Source organism: Anabaena sp. FACHB-83, from assembly GCF_014697485.1.
Taxonomy (GTDB): Bacteria; Cyanobacteriota; Cyanobacteriia; order Cyanobacteriales; family Nostocaceae; genus Nostoc_B.
This window is the reverse complement of the sequence record NZ_JACJRY010000035.1, coordinates 38,787-60,284: the sequence shown is the minus strand read 5'-3', so window position 1 is coordinate 60,284 and position 21,498 is coordinate 38,787. Positions and strand designations below refer to the sequence as shown.

Annotated in this window: 15 protein-coding genes and 1 other RNA gene; 8 read left to right on the top strand and 8 right to left on the bottom strand. The window is 38.0% G+C overall.

The window, feature by feature from the left end:
- Positions 1-17: 17 nt before the first annotated feature.
- Together H6G79_RS27545 and ssrS are read right to left on the bottom strand one after the other, a co-directional pair.
- Positions 18-1,334: an ATP-binding protein gene (locus H6G79_RS27545; RefSeq protein WP_190593240.1), complete on the bottom strand. Its 1,317-nt coding sequence runs from the start codon at positions 1,332-1,334 to the stop codon at positions 18-20.
- 425 nt (positions 1,335-1,759) lie between these two features.
- Positions 1,760-1,943, bottom strand: a non-coding RNA gene (gene ssrS / locus H6G79_RS27540) — 6S RNA.
- A gap of 218 nt (positions 1,944-2,161) precedes the next feature.
- Between ssrS and H6G79_RS27535 the strand changes: the two genes are divergently transcribed.
- Complete coding sequence (locus H6G79_RS27535) at positions 2,162-2,617, top strand: EVE domain-containing protein (RefSeq protein ID WP_190593232.1); 456 nt, start codon at positions 2,162-2,164, stop codon at positions 2,615-2,617.
- A 223-nt stretch (positions 2,618-2,840) separates the two neighbouring features.
- On the opposite strand, the gene H6G79_RS27530 is transcribed toward H6G79_RS27535, so the two are convergent.
- Entirely contained in the window at positions 2,841-3,668 is an 828-nt protein-coding gene (locus H6G79_RS27530; protein ID WP_190593239.1) for a M90 family metallopeptidase, read from the bottom strand.
- Positions 3,669-3,814: 146 nt separating this feature from the next.
- On the opposite strand from H6G79_RS27530, the gene ilvA reads away from it, so the two are divergent.
- Together ilvA and H6G79_RS27520 are read left to right on the top strand one after the other, a co-directional pair.
- On the top strand, positions 3,815-5,326 hold the full coding sequence (ilvA, locus tag H6G79_RS27525) for a threonine ammonia-lyase, biosynthetic (RefSeq protein ID WP_190593231.1): 1,512 nt from the start codon (positions 3,815-3,817) through the stop codon (positions 5,324-5,326).
- A gap of 124 nt (positions 5,327-5,450) precedes the next feature.
- Positions 5,451-5,822 carry a zinc ribbon domain-containing protein gene (locus tag H6G79_RS27520; RefSeq protein WP_190593230.1) on the top strand — a complete coding sequence of 124 codons (372 nt, stop codon included), beginning with the start codon at positions 5,451-5,453 and terminating at the stop codon, positions 5,820-5,822.
- A gap of 203 nt (positions 5,823-6,025) precedes the next feature.
- Here H6G79_RS27520 and H6G79_RS27515 read toward each other — a convergent pair whose 3' ends face one another.
- On the bottom strand, positions 6,026-6,703 hold the full coding sequence (locus H6G79_RS27515; RefSeq protein ID WP_190593229.1) for an HAD family hydrolase: 678 nt from the start codon (positions 6,701-6,703) through the stop codon (positions 6,026-6,028).
- A 40-nt stretch (positions 6,704-6,743) separates the two neighbouring features.
- Positions 6,744-7,691 (bottom strand): DMT family transporter, encoded by a 948-nt coding sequence (locus H6G79_RS27510; RefSeq protein WP_190593228.1) that lies wholly within the window; start codon positions 7,689-7,691, stop codon positions 6,744-6,746.
- A 620-nt stretch (positions 7,692-8,311) separates the two neighbouring features.
- Here H6G79_RS27510 and H6G79_RS27505 point away from each other — a divergent pair.
- Positions 8,312-8,701 (top strand): aegerolysin family protein, encoded by a 390-nt coding sequence (locus H6G79_RS27505; protein ID WP_190593227.1) that lies wholly within the window; start codon positions 8,312-8,314, stop codon positions 8,699-8,701.
- Between the two features lie 100 nt (positions 8,702-8,801).
- A complete protein-coding gene (locus tag H6G79_RS27500) occupies positions 8,802-10,697 on the top strand; it encodes an MAC/perforin domain-containing protein (protein ID WP_190593226.1) in 1,896 nt (631 codons plus the stop codon).
- On the opposite strand, the gene H6G79_RS27495 is transcribed toward H6G79_RS27500, so the two are convergent.
- The 3 genes from H6G79_RS27495 to H6G79_RS27485 all read right to left on the bottom strand — a co-directional run bounded on the left by H6G79_RS27495 (position 10,690) and on the right by H6G79_RS27485 (position 18,988).
- Entirely contained in the window at positions 10,690-16,857 is a 6,168-nt protein-coding gene (locus tag H6G79_RS27495; protein ID WP_190593225.1) for an AAA family ATPase, read from the bottom strand. The two genes, H6G79_RS27500 and H6G79_RS27495, sit on opposite strands and share 8 nt — an antisense overlap.
- 225 nt (positions 16,858-17,082) lie before the next feature.
- Positions 17,083-17,865 carry an ABC transporter ATP-binding protein gene (locus tag H6G79_RS27490; protein WP_190593224.1) on the bottom strand — a complete coding sequence of 261 codons (783 nt, stop codon included), beginning with the start codon at positions 17,863-17,865 and terminating at the stop codon, positions 17,083-17,085.
- Entirely contained in the window at positions 17,855-18,988 is a 1,134-nt protein-coding gene (locus H6G79_RS27485; protein ID WP_190593223.1) for a branched-chain amino acid ABC transporter permease, read from the bottom strand. The genes H6G79_RS27490 and H6G79_RS27485 overlap by 11 nt, the downstream gene beginning before the upstream one ends.
- A gap of 190 nt (positions 18,989-19,178) precedes the next feature.
- On the opposite strand from H6G79_RS27485, the gene H6G79_RS27480 reads away from it, so the two are divergent.
- From H6G79_RS27480 to H6G79_RS27470, 3 genes are all read left to right on the top strand, one after another.
- Positions 19,179-19,376 (top strand): hypothetical protein, encoded by a 198-nt coding sequence (locus H6G79_RS27480; protein WP_190593222.1) that lies wholly within the window; start codon positions 19,179-19,181, stop codon positions 19,374-19,376.
- Positions 19,377-19,487: 111 nt separating this feature from the next.
- Positions 19,488-19,745, top strand: coding sequence for a hypothetical protein (locus H6G79_RS27475; protein WP_062296559.1), 258 nt, complete (start codon positions 19,488-19,490; stop codon positions 19,743-19,745).
- Positions 19,746-19,850: 105 nt separating this feature from the next.
- Positions 19,851-21,437, top strand: coding sequence for a glucose-6-phosphate isomerase (locus H6G79_RS27470; RefSeq protein WP_190593221.1), 1,587 nt, complete (start codon positions 19,851-19,853; stop codon positions 21,435-21,437).
- Positions 21,438-21,498 lie beyond the last annotated feature (61 nt).

Here is a 21,498-nt window from a genome sequence, read left to right as displayed (position 1 = left end):
CCCCTTGTCTCTCTTATTCACATATCCAACAGAACTCCTACATCTGTAGACACTGGTTGCACTGGCTGAATTTGCAGCGTTTTTTTGATAGTAAAAAAGAACGTACTACCTTGATTAAATGTTGATTCTACCCAAGTACTACCGCCATACATCTCAACAATTTTTTTAACAATAGATAAACCAATTCCTGTACTTGTCGGGTCTTCAGTACTAGATAATTTCTGAAAAATCTGGAATATTTTTGTAAAATATTTCTCCTCAATGCCAATGCCATTATCTGTAACACTGATTTGCCAATAATCTGCCACTTCTTGACAAGCAATGATAATCTTTCCTTGGGGTTTACCTAAAAACTTAATGGCATTACTCAGCAAATTCTGAAAAACTTGCTGCATTTTAGTTTTTTCACAGTAAATAATCGGTAAATTATCACTAACTTCTATTTGAATATTTTTGCTTGGTTCTAGAATTTCAATGACATCACTGACTAAATATTGTAAATTAACTTCTCTCTTCTCTTCCCTAATCCGCCCAATTCTAGAATATTCTAAGATGCTATCAATTAAATTTTGTAATTTCTTCACTCTCAGGATAATTTTGTTGATTAAATCTTTGCCTTCTTCATCAAATTTATCGCCATAGTCATTAATTAACCATTCTGATAATAAACCTATACCTCTTAATGGTGCTTTTAAATCATGGGAAACTATGTAAGCAAAATCATTCAATTCTTGATTGGTGTTTTTTAATTCTTGTAATAACTCACCCATTCTTTCTTGAGATTTCTGGCGTTGCACAATCTCAGTTTGCAGTTGTTTATTGGCTGTGGCTAGTTCAGCCGTACGCTGTTCTACTAATTCTTCTAAGCGTTCTTTATATTGACGTAACTCATTTTCCACTAACTTACGTTCTGAAATTTCAACTTGTAAGGCTTGATTTGCTTGTTCAAGTTGTGCAGGACTTGGTAAAGTCAGTGCTTGCGGCACTAAAGGTATTAAAGTCAATGCAGTATAAAAAGAAATAATTGCTGTTAGCGCCTTGATTGTTCCTGATAACCAATAATAAGGATGCCACAGCGTCAATATTTCCATTAAATGAGTTGTACCGCAAGAAATAATAAATGCACTGAATAAAACAAAAATATTTTTAAATGGTACATCTTCTCTTTTATTGATGAAATATACCAACATCAAGGGAATGGAATAATAAGAAATCGAAATTATAAAATCTGACAAAATATGTAGCCATACTAATTTCGGTTGCCACAAATAACAATGCCCATGCGGAATAAAGTTCTGTGATAGAAAAAAATTAAAAAAATGTTCCACTTGAATACTCCTGATGCTGAATTAAGCACCACAAAAGTTATACTTCCACACAGTTCAGTTATCTCCCTTGTTTACCTTGTCTCTTTGAAGTCTCTTATTCATATCTCAAATAGGATAGCTATATGCAGCCTCTTATAGAATTGGTATAACCCCTTCTTAAAAATGGGGCTAATAACCCTCTATTACCCTCTTTTTAAAGTGGGTTGCCATAGGCGGTAGGATTTTAACTGAACTGTCTTGAGTTATATTTATGCCCTATTTTAAGGTGGTCAGTCCACTAAAATTTAAGGTTTATTTTATAAATTGTCTCTTAAAGCTTGCTATCACAATGAGATGAAAATATTAGAGATAAATAATAATTTTTTATAATTTTTATTATACCAATAACTAAAGCTCCCAAATTTTGGTTAAATTTGGGAGCTAAAAATTTTAAGTTCACCGCAACGCCGTTTTACCTAAGTTTATGACCTGGTTAAACCAGGTGGGTACTGATGTTGCTCGTTTAAAGTTTCCGGGTACAAGCCCGGTATACTGCCACGAGAACTATTTAGTTCCCTTTTCTTTAAAGACATAGATCAAAAAACTTGATGGCAGTCACCAACGTCGCAGTGCAACTAACTCATTATAGCTTTCTCATCCGGCTTGTGTGTTTAATATAAAGATTTTTTGACAAACAACTTCAGGACTTACGCATAAAGATTATCTGTAAAGAAGGGGTGTAAGGGTTTTGAACACCTGTACCTTTCGCTAAAATCTTGATTTTTCGTTTTTTTGCATCAATATTAATAATATGAAATGCTAGAATAAAAAGTTTGTGTCTTCTTGTCTTGTCGATGAATTATTGGTTGATGAAATCTGAACCAGATGTTTATGGCATTGGCGACCTTCAACAGCAGGGCGAAACAGTCTGGGATGGTGTGCGGAATTACCAAGCACGCAACTATATGCGTCAAATGCTAGTTGGGGATTTAGTGTTTTTCTATCACTCTAATACTGCTTTTCCGGGTATTGCTGGGTTAATGCGTGTAGGCAAAACAGGTATTGCTGACCCGTCGCAGTTTGAACCAGACAGCAAATACTATGATCCGAAATCAACGCCTGAAGCACCACGTTGGCAAACAGTTGTGGTAGAGTTTGTGGAAGTGTTTGAGCAACCTATTTTGCTGTCAACTTTGAAAGAGAAATTTAGCCCAGAAGAATTAACCGTGGTGAGAACAGGTAATCGATTATCAGTTATGCCTGTGAGTGAAACTGTCGCCCAAAAAATTCTGGCTATGAAAACAGGCTAATACGATTTTGGATTATATTGGTAAGCTTTTGGGCAATCCATCTGTTGCGATCATTTTTTAAATTCCTATAAGTCAGGACTTACGCAAAATCATGAAAAAACGAACCGCAAAGGGCGCATAGACGCGATAGCGGCTTCCCGCAGGGTAGGACACGAAGTTAAGAGGATTTGATAGGGTTCTTGCGTAAGTCCTATAAGTGTTAAAGTATCTTAAATTAACTGATTCATCCAAGCCATTCCATAGGGTTGATTTGATAATAGCGTTGCAACAACTCATAAAGCTGTGAGTGCTTCTCTAACAATTGCTGTGGCTTTTCAAAAAAAGTCTCTGTAGCTACGGCAAAAAATTCGGCGGGATTGGTCGCCCCATAACTATCAATTACAGTTTTGATATCTTGTTGCATATCGTTGCAGAGTTGTTGATATTCTGCTGTCATTACCTGCGTCCAAACAAGATAATCTGATTTGTTAGGCAAAATCGGCACACCTTCAGCTTTACCATCTTCTTGGTCTAATTGATGGGCAAATTCATGCAGCACAACATTATGTCCATCACTCCAATTTTTGGTGTCTCTTTGCACCTGTTCCCAAGATAAAATTACTTGGTCTTTAACCCAAGATTCTCCTAGCCGAGCATCACGTCTTTCTTCGACAACATAATCACTTACTGCTACAGTTTGATTAACAAAATAAGTACTGGGATAAATCAAAATTGACCGCAGTTTAGGAAAGTATTCACCGCGTTCATTTAACAGGAGTAAACAAGCAACAGCCGCAATCGTAATTTTCATTTCTGCTGTGACTTGCAAGCCTTGACAGCCAATAAATTGTTTTTCGGCTAAAAATACTTGAATATGTCCTTGAAGTCGTCGGCGTTCTTGGGGAGTTAGGCGTAAGTAAATCGGGAGATTATTTTCAATAACGGCACTCCAAAGGGGCGGAAAAGGACGCTTTTTAATGCGATTGCGCCGCCGTTTAGTCAAAATGGGACTGATAAAAATTGCGGTGACAATCAATCCCAGGATGAGAAAAATAATAATTGCTGCACCCATTGATTTTGTATGATGCTGTGCCACTGTTAGTTAGTATAGCGATCGCACCAGCGAAAAGATCCGCGACTTCTCAACAATTCGGAAATCTGAGTACACAACTGCCGTAAAATTAACATCTATCTGGCATCTGCTAACCTTTGACACCCATGCTTTGCGACTATCTAGTACAAATCCTGACCGCCCGTGTGTATGATGTTGCCCAAGAAAGCCCTTTGGAGTCTGCCCCGAATCTTTCCCAAAGACTGAATAACAAGCTGTTATTAAAGCGGGAAGATATGCAGTCGGTGTTTTCTTTCAAGCTGCGGGGCGCATACAACAAAATGGCAAATTTACCGCCAGATTTGTTAGCACAGGGTGTCATTGCAGCTTCGGCGGGAAATCATGCCCAAGGTGTGGCTTTAGCTGCTAGTCGCTTGGGAACAACTGCGATTATTGTGATGCCTGTAACCACACCCCAAGTGAAAGTGAATGCAGTTAAAGCTAGGGGTGGACAAGTTGTTTTGCATGGCAATACCTACGATGACGCATACACTTATGCGCGACAATTAGAAGCAGAAAAAGGTTTAACTTTTATTCATCCTTTTGATGACCCTGATGTCATTGCTGGTCAGGGAACCATCGGCATGGAAATTTTACGACAATATCAGCAACCCATTCACGCAATTTTTGTGGCTATTGGTGGCGGTGGTTTGATTTCGGGAATTGGGGCTTATGTTAAACGGTTGCGTCCCGAAATTAAAATTATTGGTGTGGAACCTATTGATGCTGATGCCATGAACCAATCTTTAAAAGCCGGAAAACGGGTGCGGCTGTCGCAAGTTGGTTTGTTTGCAGATGGGGTAGCAGTGCGGGAAGTTGGGGAAGAAACCTTCCGTCTGTGTCAAGAATATGTAGATGAAATTATTTTGGTGGATACAGATGATACCTGTGCCGCAATTAAAGATGTTTTTGAAGATACCCGTTCTATTTTAGAACCTGCGGGGGCATTGGCGATCGCAGCTGCTAAAGCCTACGTCGAACGCGAACAAATTCAAGGACAAACCTTAGTGGCTGTGGCTTGCGGTGCAAATATGAATTTTGACCGTTTGCGGTTTGTTGCTGAACGCGCCGAATTAGGCGAACGCCGCGAAGCCATATTTGCAGTCGCCATTCCTGAAGAACAGGGTAGTCTGCGGAAGTTTTGCGAATGTATTGGTCAACGCAACTTAACTGAGTTTAATTATCGCATCGCCGATGAGAAAGAAGCCCATATTTTTGTCGGTGTGCAGATTCAAAACCGCGCCGACAAAGCCAAAATGATCGAAACCTTTGAAAATTGTGGCTTTAAAACCATCGATTTAACCGATGATGAACTCACCAAATTACACTTACGCCACATGGTAGGCGGACATTCGCCCCTCGCCCACAATGAATTACTTTATCGCTTTGAGTTTCCTGAACGTCCCGGTGCATTGATGAAATTTGTCGGTTCTATGAGTCCCAACTGGAATATTAGTATGTTCCACTATCGCAACAACGGCGCAGACTATGGACGCATTGTTGTGGGGATGCAAGTACCACCCCACGAAATGCAAGAATGGCAAGCCTTTCTCGATACTCTTGGTTATCAGTACTGGGATGAAAGCCAGAACTTAGCATATAAATTATTTTTGGGATAGTACTACAAGGCAAAAGTAAAAAGTTAAAAGGCAAAATTAACAAGGCAGTTTTCCTGTCGTCTGTTTGTCCCGATAAACTAAACTTTCGCTAAAATCAGGGTGTTTACTTATTTGTGGTTAAGTTGTGGCTACTGTATCTTGTCCTCGTTGCCATCAACTCGTTGAGAGTCAGGCTATTACCTGTCCTTATTGCCGAACAACACTTAAAGCTTTTGGTCATCCCGGTATTCCCTTACATCGCGCTACCGGGGACGAATATTTGTGTGATAGCTGCACCTATCACGCTGACGACACTTGCAACTTTCCCCAGCGTCCCTACGCCAAAGACTGTACCCTTTATCAAAATCTGTCCGAATACCAATTACAGCAAGAACAACAGCGTCAAGACAACGGTTTTTCTACAACTTTTCAAAGTTGGATAAAACGCAATCAAACTTGGCTATTATTACTGGGTTTATTAATTATTTGTTTATTGATAGCTTTGTCAACATCTTAAGAGTTTGATGAAACTATTTTTTTACTATCAACAATTTTCACCCCAATGAGCTAAATTAATCTAGCCCCTATAGGACTCATATTTGATTTCTGAAAAAAATCAGTACACCTACAAAATGCTCTTTTCTACTCCCTACTCCCCACTCCCTACTCCCTGCCTTTACAGATAATTTCAACAATCAAAGCGGATTCCTCTAGCCCCTATCAACTTGTACTACACTCAACCGAAAAACGCTGTATCAGTAATTTAGCAATTTCATCTGGTGAATGAACAATAAAGTCTGCACCATGATTTTTTAATTCTTGCTCAGTTCCATAGCCATAAGTAACGCCAATGGTGGTTAAATTATTAACCTTAGCTCCGATGATATCATGTTTGCGATCGCCCACCATAATTGTACTCTCAGGCAACAGATTTTCCTGAACCAAAATATAGTGAATTAAATCAGATTTTACACTCCGCGTTCCATCCAGTTCACTACCATAAACCTGCTCAAATAATGTCGATAAACCAAAATATTCAATAATGCGCGTTGCATAAATATTAGGTTTAGAAGTCGCCACAAAAGTTTGATAACCAGCCAAGCGAATTGCCTTCAGAGTTTCTATAGTCTGCGGATACAGAGTATTTTCAAATAACCCAATTGTGGAAAACCGACTACGATACAAAGTAATTGCTTGTGTAAGTATTGTCTCATCTGAGGTCTGTAATAACTGAGAAAAACTATCTTTTATTGGCGGGCCAATACACCAATTTAATTCATCAGCTTGTGGTGGTTGATAACCAAGTTCAGATAAGGCAAACTGAATACAACTAGTAATTCCTAACTTCGGGTCTGTCAATGTTCCGTCTAAATCAAATAAAATAGTATTAGCAAGCATATTTTTTCTTTATTGAGGATATATTTCAGAGGTGCAAAACTCATGATGCACTATGTTTTTCTGCACTTAGTAACGCAATTCCTAATGTCACCACACCAATTCCTAAACTCTGAATTACAGTTAAAGTTTCGCTAATTGTTGCCCATGCGACTAATGCTGTCAAAGCTGGACTACTAGCACCAATCATTGCAGCTTTAGTAGCACTAATCATCCGAATACCCAAATTATTCAAAGTATGTCCAGCAAAGCTGACGATACCCGAAAAAATACTACCAATCCACATTGGTGTCCAATCAAGTTGACTACTAGAAATAGGCCAAAACAGTAAGCTAAGACCAGAAAGCACTAAAGTAGAAGCAAAACTAATCCAAGTGAAGGGAACTGGATGAAATTTTTCTAAACATTTTTGGGCGATAACACCATAGAAAGCGTAAACAATTCCAGCACCCACACTGGTGAGAATTCCTAAAGTAATAGCAGAACTACTATAACTATTAGAAGATGGCGGAATAGTTAGAACACTACCTACTAAAATAATACCCATCACCAGCCAACGAAAACTTGTCGGGCGATCGCCAAAAAATTTCCAAGCCAAAAGAGCAGTAAACACAGGATAAGAAAAAAACAAAGTAATAGCAATTCCCGTCGGAATCAAACCGATCGCAATGTAGAGTAAGGCAATATACACAAACATTAATACTCCACAGCCAAAGGCTTGGCGCAAAATATCAGTACGATGATATTTAAAGGCATCTTGTAATTCTTTCAATGCCGATGGATATAACTTGAACGCTACAATTGCCATCAGTGGAACCACTAGCAGCATCCGCATAAACATCAGCAAAAATGAATTTGGCAAGTCTGGTTTAACATATCCACCAAGTAAAAATAAGCCGAGTACGAGATGTTCTGAGAATAAAACTCGCACAGTCACGTTGTGAAACGCTAAAACAAAAGCAGATAAAATAACTGTCAGGATGCCTAGCACGCTCAAAAGGTTCCTCAATGACAATCTGATTGTAGTGCTGAAGCCGCTATTTTGCTTGACTGACAAATTCCCAGGCATAATTCCGAGAATTGATGAGGGTGCGATCGCTTATTTTTTGCATTAACCTTGATACACTCCTCGTTTTTTTGTCAATCTCAAGTTATAATCCAGTGTCAGAAATTTAGGAAGTCGCCAAGGACTCCCGAAGATAAGAGTCTATCCGCACTTAACAGATTTGGATCTTGTCAAAGTTGACTTGTCAAAACCCTGAATCTCAGTTTGGTGTTAGCTTTGGCAAATTAGCCATTAATAGAGATTAACTTCTTCCTTAAGAGCCTAAACTGCGATTGTCTTCATAAAACCACGCTGTTAAACTAATTTTACTTTAGTGAAACAAGCATGAATTTAAAAAACCTCATTAATTATGCTCGGTACTGTAATTAATATATAGTTTGATTAAGTGGTTTTTGCATAAATAATTACTAATCATTCAATTGACTTATCCTGGTATTAATTTTTTGTAAGAGTTCAGAAACCAGAATTAATGATTCAGAATACTGCATTCTTACATTTTTTGCGCTTTTAATGAGAAACATACAATAAAATAACAAATGTATATCATGGCTAGTTCACTACAGTTTCACTGTATAATTAACAGTCGTTGTGATGTACCTTTAAAGCTGAAAGAAACTTATCATCGTTCAGGAAGATGGTATCCAGAAGAAACTAATCAACCAAAAGATGTACCAGCAAAACAAGTTATTAAAGCATTTGCTTCATCTGGTCGTATAGCTTCTTCGTCAGGCACAGAAGGATATGTAATTTACCAATTGGGAAATGACTCAAATTCCTGGATAAAAATCTATTGGGATGTACCTTGGCTGACTGGCTCAAACAACAAATTTAAAGTAGAAACATCTCATGAAGACATCATAGTTCAGACCGATGGTTTTATCGGCTCTGGTTCAGTAGAAAATATTCTCTTAAAAGTAGTTGATTTAAGAGATTAAGCAAAGATAGCTAACAACTAGTTATTGCAAATATCAAAAATAATTTCTAATGTCGCCATAAATTACCTATCTCTTATTGATGAGAGCTAAGAACTTAAATATGCAACTCCAAGAACTAACGACGAATAATATCAGTCCTCTGAATAATTGGGATGTAATTAGTAGAGGCTACAATATTTTAGAAGTTGACCCATTACATTTAGTTGATAATTCAGGTTTGAGAATGGTATTCGATTTAGAAGCTACTGTTCCAATCCTAGACGGTAGTGGAATCAAGTCCTCGGAAGTTTTGCATATTTCCGAAAGTAGTGGCTTATTAGATGCTACAACAACAGTAATCTTTTCTGCTTATGATATTCAATCTTTCTTACACCAAAATATCAACTTTAATATTAATGATTCCATAGGAGAATTATTTGCTTATAGCCGCAGTAGTACCTATGAAAATATCATTCAAGAAACAGAATATAACGATAATATTTTAATTTACACTAAAGTAAGTATCAATAATTATAGGCTTCAGATTGATAACGCTAAAACTCAAAAATTAAACAGCTATTTTCAGAAAATAGTAGCAGATATTTATCATAAATCATCTTTACTAATTAAAGAGTTTGGTACCCACTATGCCCATACAGTTTTTTATGGTGGACAAGCATATCATAAATTAATTTTTGCAAAAGAAGACTACATCTCAATGGTTGGGAATCATATCAATATCAAAGATGAAGCCCAATCTACTTTTGAGATTTTAAAAGCTGGAAAGTTGATTGCAACCGCCTCAAATTTAAATCAATTTTTTCGTAATCAAATTGAAAATCAAGATGAGCAAATAAATTATAGTAGTAGGACGCAATCTCAAAATTTTTATGATTGGGTTAAATCTGTAAAAACTGCTCCTGTACCAATTAAATTAGAATTATTACCCATCTATAATTTATTAACAAAAGAATATTTTCCTGAAGATAAAAATATTGAACAAAAACAAATATATCTCAAAAACGAAATAGATAAATACATCATCAATAATGGCCATAATCCATCACAATCCGTCATCCGATATGGTGATGAAATTGAAATGAGTATTACATCTGAAGGTCAGCCTCACTATCTCTGTCATACAGATAAAGTTCAATATACTAAGACTGAATCTGAGTTGCAATATCTCAGTGGTAATCACTTACAAAAATATAGATGGAAGATTCTTGCAACTAAGCAAGAAGATTTTAATCAACCAGTAAAAAATAATGATTTAGTTGTCCTGCAAAACCAAGCCTCGAACCTTTATTTAGATGCTAAATCAGGCAAAGATGAAATATACTTTCCAGGTGAGGGTTTAACTTCTGCCAATCAAAATAATCCTCAAGTAGTTAGTGCTAAATGGAAAGTTGATCAGCTGAATTTAGCTGAACGGCGAGAAGTAGTAGATGGAGATTATTTAAGATTACAAACTCAATGGAAAAATGATGACGATGAATATGGTTATTTAAAAGGAGAAACTAGCCTCACTACTGATGAAGAACAAAAAGAAAGAGTATTTTCTTTTGGCAAAGGTCGTCATCAAAGTGGTTGTTATTGGAAAATCAATAAAGTTGGGCATTGTAACAAATATACAGCAGCAACATCTAACAAAAATAAAAATCACAGAATTACTAAATCATTACAGTTATACTGCACAATTAATAACCGTTGTGATTTACCATTAAAACTGCAAGAATATCATTATGCGGAACAATGTTACCCAAATCATAAGTCTAGTCCACCAAAAGATGTCCCAGCAAAACAAGTAGTTCAAGTATTGGCGATGTCAGGTACAGAAGGCTATGTGATTTACCAACTGGGAAATGACCCAAATGCCTGGATAAAGATTTTTTGGGATCAAATTAGTGGATTTCAAGTAGAAACATTCCATGAAAATATTGTTGTTCAGTGTGATGGCTTTATTGGTTCAGCTTTGGTAGAAAACGTACTTCTGAAAATAGCTGATGTTAGATAGTATATTTACATAACATTTGCTCTATCCAATCAGCATTAAAGACAAATTGATAAATCCGGTTATGAATTCGCAGATTTCCTTGCTGCTTGACTACTAAACCTGATAAAAGCAGTTCTCTTTCTTCTAGGCTATCAACTGCAACAATTGTTCCTTGATGCCAAATTTCTCGATATATGGTTAATCGGGTAACAGTTTGTGATTCAATATTAAGCAGGCGATCGCGGATAGTTTTTAAATGCTCAGGTTCGTCTTGAGCCTCCCAATTCTCAATCACTTGTGTTTGGACTAAGTTTTCTATCCAACTAGCTTCACTACCTTGGGGAATACTGGTTGAAGAATTACGAATGAGTTTACAGAGTTTTTGCGTCAGAAACGGTTGTCCACCTGTCCAAGCTAAAACTTCCTTTAGGACATTCTGAGCATTACCCACTCGTTCTGTTAATCCTTGTAGTAATGGTTGCGCTTCATGTAATTGAAAGCCACTTAATTGAATAGCTTGACCAATATTAAAGGGGGTGCGCTTCTTATCCAGAATTAATTGCGAAGGATGTGCTACTCCCAGCAACACAAAAGTCAGGCGTTGATATCTTGGCAAATCAGCTCGTTTATTATAAAAACTTCGCAATAGAATAAAGAAGTCATCGATCGCAAAATTCAAATTGAGCAGACTGTCAATTTCATCGATGAAAATCACTATGTTTTGTTGAATATTCTCCAATACTATTTCATCAATAAACTTACTCAAATGCTGTACTGGTGATAACAATTCATGTTCCCGCCACCAACTACGAATATTCACCTGAGCTAAAATATTTAAACTACTGGCTAACATATAGACAAAACCTGCATACCACTGCTCTAAAGTTAGCTGCTGATTTCCAATTTCGGAAATATCCATAGCCGCACAAGCAAAATTTTCTGCTTGTAGCCTTTTCATAATTTGGACTCGCAAGCTAGATTTACCCATCTGTCGAGCATTGAAAATATAACAAAACTCTCCTTGTTTCAAAGCTTTGTAAAGATGTCTATCAGCTTGGCGGACAACATAAGTGGGCGCATCTATGGGTAAACTTCCGCCTACTTGATATTCATAAGTAAGAGTTTGTTCTGTACTCCTTAATAAAGCATTTTCAATGACTAATTCAGCTTGAGTAGCTTTGAGAATATCTAAAGTTTGACTTAACTCCTTAGTTCGCTCCTGCACTTTAGCTTCTAAGTTACGGTTAGACTCTGCTAATTGTTCTGTGGCTTGTTGCAAAGCTGTATTTTTCTGAGCCAGTTCTTGGGTGAATTTAGCTCGCTCGGCTTCTGCCTGCTGGCGTTGTGTGATATCTTGAAAAGCTGCGATCGCATAAATAATTTCACCTTTATTATCAAAAATTGGCGTTGCTAACACCTCCAAAGGAACAACTTTATTCCCCTGCTCCAATTTCAGATCATCAATCACAATACTTTCACCATGTAAAGCTCTGATAATTGGCTGCGTCTCCGTCGGATAATGTTTGGCTGTACCTTGGAGATAAGCTTGATATATCTCAGTTAATTCTGTAGTTGGAGATTGATCAACAGCTAAAATTTTTCGTGCAGTTTGATTTGCATAATCAGCCTCTCCTTGGGGATCAACTACAAATATACCCACTGGAACAGCTTCCAAAATCTGGGTTAACTTTTTCTCACTCTCCCGTAACGCTTCTTCTGCTTGTTGACGCTCTTGAATTTCTTGCTTGAGATTTTGATAAAGTTGAGCATTTTGAATCGAAATTGCCGCTTGAGAAGATAAAATTTTCAATACTTCTAATCTTTCGGCAGTGAAAGCACCAACAGCCAAATTATTTTCCAAATACAATAAACCAAAAAGCTCACCTTGATGCAGAATTGGTGTGCATAATACAGATTTTGGTTGGTTTTGCAGTATATAAGTATCTGTAGTAAATATTCCCTCATGAACTGCATCAGTTAAAATCACATCCTCTTGAGTTCTCACTACATAATTAATTAAAGAATGCGGTAATTGTTGACTTGTTTCTGCCAGCAAAGATTCATAAACTACTACCTTGGAATTATCTACAACACCCTTCGCTTGAATTAATAGCTTTTCTTGCTGCTTTAAAATCAAAAACCCAGTTTGAGCGCCAGCATTCTCAATTACAATATTCATTAACTTTTCTAGTAAATTTTCTAAAATAATTTCACTAGCAAGTGTTTGAGAAGCTTTAATAATTGTTGTAGCATCTAATAATTGTGAACTACTACTAGTAGTAGAAGAAGTAGAAATATGATTTTTAGCTGATGTTAATTTTTTTTGGGAAACAAAGAGTATCTGTGAATATTTTGCTTCTAAATCTTTAACCTTAGCAATTGCACCCCAGCAGATATAACTATAGTGGGCTTTTGTCATATAAGTCCGGGCAATTTCTTGTCTGCCTAACCCTAAATAAAACTTAGCGGCTAATTCATAAGTCAGAGCTTCATCTTGAAGATATCCATTATGTGTAGCACCTGCAATAGCTAAATCATAAAGTTCCATTGCCGACAATGTTTTTCCCAATACCCTAGCTTTTTCTGCCTCGACTAATTGATATTTATGTAGATGATTCATCGGGGCATGTTCCGCCCAATATTTCATGATTTCTTGGTTTTTTTCTACTTGAATAATGTATGTTTCTTGTTCATGTATTTCCTGTTTTTGAGCCAATAACGCTAAAGAATAAAACCAGTTATGATATCTAAATAACACACTTGTTTGCATGAATAGACTATATTGGAATGTCAATTCTACAAACTCTAAACACTCGTCATATTTTTCAAATAAATAACATAGCCATACTTTATAAGCATAAACATCAAATAATGGCAAAGTATTTTTAGTAGATTTAACAGAATTAATAAATTCATCTTCATCTAAAATATCGCCAGTTAATTGCGTTTTGACCACAGATGAATTGCGTAAATTGTCTACTGTCTGAGCGCAGGTTTTAATGAGTCCTAGTTGATGTTTTTGTTCAAATTTACTGACAAACTCTATATATTCATTTTGAGTTTGGGCAACAGTATCTAAATGTTGTGCAGCAAAAAAGATATGACAACAATAAAAGTTAGCCGCATGGCAAGCATATTCAATATCTCCCACTTCTAAACCACTTTCAATTGCTTCATATATCGGATTGATAGTTGCTTGAATATGCTCTTTATGATGAGTCAAACTAATTGCAACTGTTAACAAAGATTGAGATTTATATTTTTTAGCATTTAATTGATCTAAGAGTTGCAGAGCCAACTGTCCCATCTGATAGCCTAAATTAATATCCGGCACTGACCAAGCCATCAATTGACCATAGGCGGCATAAGCAAATATACATGGTGGAGAATTGCCGTATTGTATCGAAAGCTCAATCATTGTGTGCAGAATGGGAATTGTGATGCTGCTTTCGGCAAAACAAGCAGGAGGCCAAAGCAACATTAAAATTTCCATTGCTGCTAATTTATATTTATCAGTCATCAGTGACAGGTGAGATAACTGCTCAATATCAATTGCTGGTGATGATTTTACTAAAGTAACACCCAGCATTTCTAAAAGTTGCTGACCAATATCTAAAACAATATCTACTTGATTTTTAGCTAAATAAATTTTAATTTTTAGTTGATAAAATTTCACCCCATCAAGAAGATGACTAATTTTTTTGATGGCTTGATTGCATAAAAATAAGGCTTGCTCTAAATTAATATTGATGTATTCTGCCTCTGCTGTTTCTAGATAAAAATTCCAAGTTAAGGTATATTGACTTGTCCAACTATCAGGACTTAGCAGTTGTAGACCAATATTTAAGTATTTCACAGCCGCTTCATAGGCTGTAGCGGCTTTTGCCTTTTGTCCAGCTAGGAGATTTAGTTGCGCTAATTCATCTTTTTCGATTTGTGTTTGTAGTAAATCAATGCCAAAATTCAATTGATTGACTAGGGCAAATATATTATCTTTTTGGGTTTCTGGTGAAGTATTTTTAAGGAGTAGTTTCCCAATTCTTAAATGAGTAGTTTTTCTTTTGGTTTCAGGAATTAGAGAATAAGCAGCCTGTTGCACTCGGTCATGTAAGAATTTATAATTAATTTTCGTATTGCTCAATTTCAGGAGATTTGATTCTTTCTCTTCAAAGACCAAAGGAATTTTATAATTGGAAGATAAGGGCAGAATCAAACCTGCTTGCAAAGCACTCCATAAATGATTAGCGGTGATAATCTCTGAATTGTCATGGACTGCTGATAAAACTTTTAAATTAAATTGATTACCAATACAAGCTGCCAACTGCAACAGTTTCTGTGTTTCTAATGGTAATTTACGAATATTTCTGGCAATTAATTCGACAATATTATAGTCAGTAATGCCTACTGTTTGAATTTCCTGAATATCCCAATGCCAACTGTCTGTAGCTACATGATATACCAAGAGATTTTCGCTATATAAACTTTTGAGTAATTGAGTTAAGAAAAATGGATTACCTTGAGTTTTATGAAAAACCAATTCGGCTAATAACTCAATTTTGTTAGTTATGCTCCCTTGATTTAATGTATCTTCTATCAGTTTTTGGATATGAGTCAGCAACAGAGGTTTTACCGTGATAGTATGCACCACAGTATTTTTTTGCCGGATTTTTTGTAGCGTTTGAATAAATTTATGAGTCGGGCTAACTTCGTTATCGCGGTACGCACCGATTAAGAATAAATATCGGCTACTGTCATCTGTCATCAACAGCTTCAGTAATTTTAATGATGCAGAATCTGCCCATTGTAAATCATCTAAAAAAATGACTAATGGATGTTCTGGTTGACAGAAAACATTGACAAATTGTTGGAAAACGCGGTTAAATCGATTTTGAGATTCAATGGTACCCAATTTAGGGACATCTGGTTGTGAACCAACAATTAATGCGACTTCGGGAATCACATCAATCAGCACTTTACCATTAGCACCAAAAGCCGCTAATAACTTCTGTTGCCAAATTGCTATTTGCCGTTCATTTTCTGTTAAGAGTTGACGAATTAATTCTTGAAAAGCTTGAATGAAAGCTGCATAAGGAATATCTTGTTTAAACTGGTCAAATTTACCTGCAATAAAATACCCTCTGGCTGCAACAATAGGTTTGTGAACTTCATTGACAATCGATGTTTTTCCAATACCCGAATAACCAGAAACTAGCATCATTTCTGTTGCGCCTTGGCTAACTCGCTCGAAAGCATCCATCAATGTGCTAACTTCTGTTTCTCTACCATAAAGCTTTTGCGGAATTAACAGTTGATTACCGCGATCGCGCTGACCAGGTGTAAAATCTTTAATGTCTCCACCTGCTTGCAACTGTCTAAGACAAGTTTCTAAATCAAATTTCAACCCCTCTGGACTTTGATATCTATCCTCAGCGTTTTTCGCTAACAGTTTCATCACAATATCCGACACAGCCTGCGGAATGTGCTGATATTGCTTGGGTGGGATGGGTTTTTTGGCAATGTGACAATGAACTAACTCTAGTGGATCATGATTGGTAAATGGTAATTTACCTGTCAGCATTTCATATAAAGTCACACCCAAAGAATAAAAATCGCTACGATAGTCAATCGAGCGATTCATTCTCCCTGTTTGTTCTGGTGCGATATAGGCTAAAGTACCTTCTAATAAGTTAGGGTTGCCGATAGTCGGCTTTTCTAAAAATAGTCGGGAAGATAAACCAAAGTCAGTTAATTTTACCTGTTCACTTGCTACATTGATAATAATATTACTGGGCTTAATATCTTTATGAATAATTGCCGCTTTCTCTAAATCAATTAATGTTTCTGCTAAAGCGATCGCTATTTGTAAACACTCTGTAACTGTTAATTGCTTAGATATCAAAATTTGACTTAAAGATTGACCACCAAAATCTTCTAAAATCAGCGCAAAAGCATTTTGATATTTTTCTAATTTGTAAGCTTTAACAACCCGCTCACTTACAAAATCTTTGAGAATTCTATATTCATGGCGTAAGCGAGTAATTTCTTCTAATGTAGGATATTCCGACTTGAACAGTTTAATAATTACTGGCTGCTGTTGTCGTTTTTTTCTACCTCGATAAACAACTGTAGCTGTACCTTCATGGATTTTGTCTACAATGTCATATCCTGCTATCTGAATCATGATTTTGAGTTAAAATAAAAATATAATATAAGTATATATCTATAAATATTTTGCCTTTAGCCCCGACGAATGGAATTCGCGGCTATAAAACAATACAGTTCAGTTAAGGCAAAAACTTAGACTTGTGTAGGTTGGGTGGAGGAACGGAACCCAACATTCACGCATACTTTGTTGGGTTCCGCTATCGCTCCACCCAACCTACTATTCTCTTAACTGAACTAAAAACTATTTACCCAAATACGCTTCTAAAACTTGGGGGTTGGATTGAATTTCTGTGGGAGTTCCATCAGCTAAATTCTGCCCTTCAGCCAATACCCAAACCCGATCGCACAAGGACATAATCACGTCCATATTGTGTTCAATAATTAAAAATGTCAAACCTTCTTGGCGGTTCCAGTTAACAATGCGATCGCATATATCATCAATTAACCTGGGATTCACCCCGGCGGCTGGTTCATCCAACAAAATTAACTTGGGATTCGTCATCAACGCCCTCCCCATTTCTAATAGCTTGCGTTGTCCACCAGACAAACCCCCCGCATAGTCTTGGGCTTTATGCGCCAACCCCACAGACTCTAACAAAACCATTGCCCTCTCTTGCAATTCCTTTTCTTCTTTAGCGACTACGTGGGGTTGGAGTTGCACTTGCCAAAAACTTTCGCCTGTTTGTTTTTGCGCCGCCAATAGCATATTTTCTAACACCGACAGCCGCGAGAGAGTCCGCGCTACTTGGAAAGTCCGCACTAGTCCTTGCTGGGCGATTTGGTATGGTTGCAACTGCTGAATTTGTTCACCATCAAAAATTACTCTTCCTTTATCTGGGCGGATAAAGTTAGAAAGTAAATTGAATAAAGTAGTTTTACCCGCACCATTGGGGCCAATCAACCCAGTAATGCTACCTTTGAGAACTTCAATTTGTGCCTCATTCACTGCTTTGATACCGCCAAAGCTTTTGCAAAGTCCAGAGGCTGCTAATAGGGGAAGTGGCGGTGATTGGTTATTTACCAAGGGTGAGTTCCTCCTTTTTCCCTAAAATACCTTGAGGTCGCCAAATCATTAGCACCATTAAAATTAAACCAATGACCATAATCCGAAATGCACCCAGCCGCGCTTCATCTAAGGGAATGATTCTGGGTAGAACTTCTCTGGTAATGGAATCGTAGGCAAAGTAAATAACTGCACCTAAGATTGTGCCGATGTTATTCCCAGAACCGCCTAAAATTACCATAATCCAAGCGTCGAAAGTGAGTTGGGGCTGGAAGTTATCAGGATAAATGGCGCTTAACTGCCAAGCAAAGAACGCACCCGCCACACCTGCGATCGCACCGCCTAACATCAGAGATTGAATTTTGTACCAAAAAACATTTTTACCTAAAGCCTTTGGTACTTCTTCATCTTCGCGGATTGCTTTTAATACGCGACCCCAAGGCGATCGCAATAAAATTTCTAACCGCCAAAAAACAAACGCCAACACCAACAGCGACAACAACATCAAACCTGCTTTGGGGTTGTAGTTATACAAACCAATCACACCAGAAATATAAATTGCGGCTGTCAACAAACCCAAAACAATCCCCACACCTAAACGCGATGCTAATTCCTGCTTACTGCTGGTTTTTTTAGCAGTATCCGCCACCAATAATCTTTGGGCTGTGCGAATCCATCGCCACAATGTGAAAAAAGTTACAGCCGCCAATAAAGTCAGCAACCCAATCATCATCAAACGAACTACTAAATTAGGTGCTGTCGAGAATGGGATAACATAACTCTGCACCCCAAACGCCCCAGATACCCAAGTATCACCCACAGGTAACTCTTGGTTATTCACCACCAAGCGAATCAGTTCCCCGGTACCAATAGTGACAATCGACAGATAATCTTCCCGCAGGCGCAGAGTCGCAAAACCAATAATTAAACCCAACAAAGCCGCTACGATCGCACCAATAACTGCTGATATCAGTAAAGGAACGCCTTTTAAACTTAACAATACTGTTGTGTAAGCTCCCAAGGTCATAAAAGCAATATGACCAAAGTTAATCAACCCCGTAAAGCCCCACTGTAAATTCAGCCCCAAACCAAACAGGGCAAAAATTGCCGTCGAAATCGCCAAAAAAATTAAATAATCAACCATAACAGTTAACAGTTAACAGTTAACAGTTAACAGTAAACGCTGAACAGTAGACAGGGAAAGGTAAACACTTTTCCACTGATTACTGATCACTGTCTACTGATTACTGTCTCAAGATACTACCTCTTCCCGTTCACCATTGCCAATTTTTGGGAACAATAGCCTTGACTTTTGGAACATAGTTTATTGATATATGAACTTGCTGCGTATAAGAATCCATCATTTAATCGAACAATTGAGTGACGAAGAACTCCAAAGCGTCTGGGAGAGTGTTCACGCTTTACATTGTGACTTTTATATGCTCAAAGCCATACAAAAAGTCAAGCGATCGCAGCAACCTTGGGATATTTTGACTCAGGAAGAAGCGATACAAATTTTAATGTTTTACTGATGCAGTGATAAAAAAGGGATTAGAGGCCAGAGATTAGTCCCTAGCTAACATCTTATTCCCCTAAACCCCTACACCCCTATCCCCTTATACCCTCAAAAGAGGTGATGCCTAGTGAGTGTGGAAATGCGCTATGCCAGGTCTTTTTTAATGGATCTGAAGAGTTTAGAACCTGCTGCTTATCAGCGAGTGTACGATTTTGTGTTTTTTGAATTTGGAGAAAAGTGGCAGTTGCATGGTCTTCCTGAACTGCGACAGCTAGACCATGAAGGCATTTTTCACCGTTTTACCTTGGATGATTATTTAATTGGGATTGAGATTCGGGGAGAAATTGTCAAGTTTCTGCGAGTCATACCTATGCCAGATGTTTAGGGCAGAGCATTGGCTCAACACTTAAAACTGTATAAGGCTAGGCAGGGATGCACCTGAGCTTACATTAAACTTGTCATGGAAAAACAACTTACCTGAGATTTCCCTATGGATGCGATAGCACTTTGGCAAAGATACCAAGATTGGTTATATTTCCACGAGGGATTGGGACTATATGTAGATGTAAGCCGGATGGGTTTTGATGATGCCTTCGTGGAGTCATTGCGTCCGAAATTTGACAAAGCATTTGCTGATATGGCGGAATTAGAAAAGGGTGCGATCGCCAATCCCGATGAAAACCGTATGGTTGGACATTACTGGCTGCGAAACCCTGATTTAGCACCCACGCCAGAACTCACCCAAGAAATTGTCCAAACACTCGAACAAATTGAAGCCTTCGCCGAAAAAATCCAAACCGGCGCAATTCATCCGCCCAAAGCTAATCGTTTCACTGATATCATCTCCATTGGTATTGGTGGTTCTGCCCTCGGCCCCGAATTTGTCGCCGAAGCCCTCGCCGCCGACTTTCCTCCCCTCAAAATTCACTTTATTGACAATACCGACCCCGCAGGTATTGACCGCGTTCTTAACCAATTACGCAACAACCTTGCCAGCACCTTAGTTTTGGTCATCTCCAAATCAGGCGGTACACCAGAACCCCGCAACGGCATGATTGAAGTTAAAAAAGCCTACGCTGGCCACAATCTCGATTTTGCTCAATATGCTGTAGCCATTACCAGTCCTGGCAGTAACTTAGATAAAGTTGCCCAGTCTGAAGGTTGGTTAGCCACATTCCCCATGTATGACTGGGTAGGCGGTCGTACCTCCGAAATGTCTACAGTGGGTTTAGTCCCAGCCGCACTGCAAGGCATCGATATACGTGCCATCCTCGACGGTGCTAAAGAAATGGATGATGCTACCCGCGTTGCTGATATCAAAAAGAATCCAGCCGCGTTATTAGCATTGTCTTGGTACTACGCTGGCAATGGTAAAGGCGAAAAAGACATGGTTGTTCTGCCTTACAAAGACAGCTTGGCACTGTTCAGCCGCTATTTACAGCAGCTAGTAATGGAATCTTTGGGTAAAGAAAAAGACTTAGACGGTAATATTGTCCATCAAGGTATTGCCGTTTACGGTAACAAAGGTTCCACAGACCAACATGCTTACGTCCAACAATTGCGTGATGGTGTACCAAACTTCTTTGCTACTTTGATTGAAGTTTTAGAAGACCGTCAAGGTCAATCCCCAGAAATCGATCCTGGCGTGACATCTGGCGATTATCTGGCTGGTTTCCTCCAAGGAACACGCAAAGCCCTTTATGAAAATCAGCGCGATTCAATTACTATAACGATTCCTCAAGTTAATGCCCGCACAGTCGGCGCTTTAATTGCCTTGTATGACCGTGCCGTTGGTTTTTATGGCAACTTAGTAAACATTAACGCTTATCACCAACCAGGAGTAGAAGCAGGTAAAAAAGCCGCCGCCGCTATTCTGGATTTGCAAACTAAAGTAGTTACTGTTTTACAAAGTGAAAAAACACCCCTTTCCTTGTCAGAAATTGCCGAAAAAGTGGGTGCTAAAGAAGAAGTAGAAGCAATTTACAAAATTCTGCGTCACTTACACGCCAATCAACGGGGCGTAGTGTTGCAAGGCGATTTTGCTCAACCAAACAGTTTAAAAGCTTCTATTAGCTAATTTGTTCTAAAATTTCTAGCTCAACTACAATCAAGCATCCTGATCTGAAGTCATACCTTCA